The 1,492-nt window shown below is 51.7% G+C and carries 2 protein-coding genes; both read left to right on the top strand.

Annotated elements, in window-relative coordinates; genetic code table 11:
* On the top strand, positions 1 to 266 hold a 266-nt coding region (locus tag WH5701_RS16170; protein WP_071934142.1), incomplete at its 5' end, for a ferredoxin-thioredoxin reductase catalytic domain-containing protein.
* Positions 267 to 272: 6 nt separating this feature from the next.
* Positions 273 to 1,492, top strand: a 1,220-nt coding sequence (sufB, locus tag WH5701_RS00390) for a Fe-S cluster assembly protein SufB (RefSeq protein WP_006169812.1), incomplete at its 3' end; no start/stop codon positions are given.

Raw genomic sequence — 1,492 nt, forward strand, 5'->3', positions numbered from 1 at the left:
TTTGTGCCGAGCCAAGTGTTACGTCAGTCGTCTTGAAGGGACTCGCTCGTCATAAGGACGACCTCGGTGGTGCTCTATGCCCGTGTCGTCATTACGAGGACAAAGAGGCTGAGGTTTCCCAAGCGTTTTGGAATTGCCCCTGTGTTCCGATGCGCGAGCGAAAAGAGTGCCATTGCATGTTGTTCCTGACGGAAGACAACCCTTTCGCATGCCCTGAGAAAACCCAGACCATCACGACAGAAACGATCCAAGCAACCGCAGGCTGAACCTGAATGACCAGCACCTCCACACGCGATCTCGTCAGTCAGCCGTACAAGTACGGCTTCGTGACAGAAATCGAGACCGACAAGATCGATAAGGGTCTCAGTGAGGAGGTTGTGCGGCTTATTTCATCCAAAAAAGATGAGCCGGAATTTCTCCTAAATTTTCGATTAAAAGCCTTTCGCCATTGGCTCACCTTGGAAGAGCCCGATTGGGCTGCCTTGGGCTATGAAGCGATTGATTATCAAGACATCATCTATTACGCAGCGCCAAAACAACAGGCTAAAAAAGCAAGTCTTGATGAAGTTGATCCCAAGCTGCTTGAAACCTTCGACAAGCTTGGAATCCCCCTGAGTGAGCAGAAACGTTTAAGCAACGTGGCTGTTGATGCGGTGTTCGACAGTGTGTCCATCGCCACCACTTATAAAGAAAAATTGGCGGAGCACGGAGTCGTGTTCTGCTCCTTCACTGAGGCTGTTAAAGATCATCCCGAGTTGATTGAGAAATACCTCGGCTCAGTCGTGGCAAGTAACGACAATTACTTTGCAGCACTGAATTCTGCTGTGTTTAGTGATGGTTCGTTCGTGTTCATTCCGAAGGGCGTCGAATGCCCCATGGAGCTGTCCACTTATTTCCGAATCAATTCAGGGGATACCGGGCAATTTGAACGCACCTTGATCGTGGCGGAAGAAGGGGCCTCCGTGAGCTACCTCCAGGGCTGCACTGGCCCAATGGTTGATACCAACCAACTGCATGCTGCGGTGGTTGAACTTGTGGTTTTAGACGACGCATCAATCAAATATTCAACGGTTCAAAACTGGTATGCCGGAAATGAGAATGGCGTCGGCGGTATTTACAACTTCGTCACCAAACGTGGCCAATGCCGTGGTGCGCGCAGTCGAATTAGTTGGACGCAGGTGGAAACCGGCTCAGCCATTACTTGGAAGTATCCAAGTTGCGTGTTGCAAGGGGCCGATTCCGTTGGAGAGTTTTATTCCGTTGCTCTGACCAACAACTGCCAGCAAGCGGACACGGGAACAAAAATGATTCATGTGGGACCTCGTACCCGCTCCACGATTGTGAGCAAAGGCATCAGCGCTGGCCGTTCCAGCAACAGCTACCGGGGCCTGGTTCAGATGGGCCCAGGAGCGAAGGGCGCCCGTAATTACAGCCAGTGCGACTCCATGCTGATTGGCGATCAGGCAGCCGCGAACACCTATCCCTACATCCG

This window comes from Synechococcus sp. WH 5701, assembly GCF_000153045.1.
GTDB classification, from domain to species: Bacteria; Cyanobacteriota; Cyanobacteriia; order PCC-6307; family Cyanobiaceae; genus Regnicoccus_A; species Regnicoccus_A antarcticus.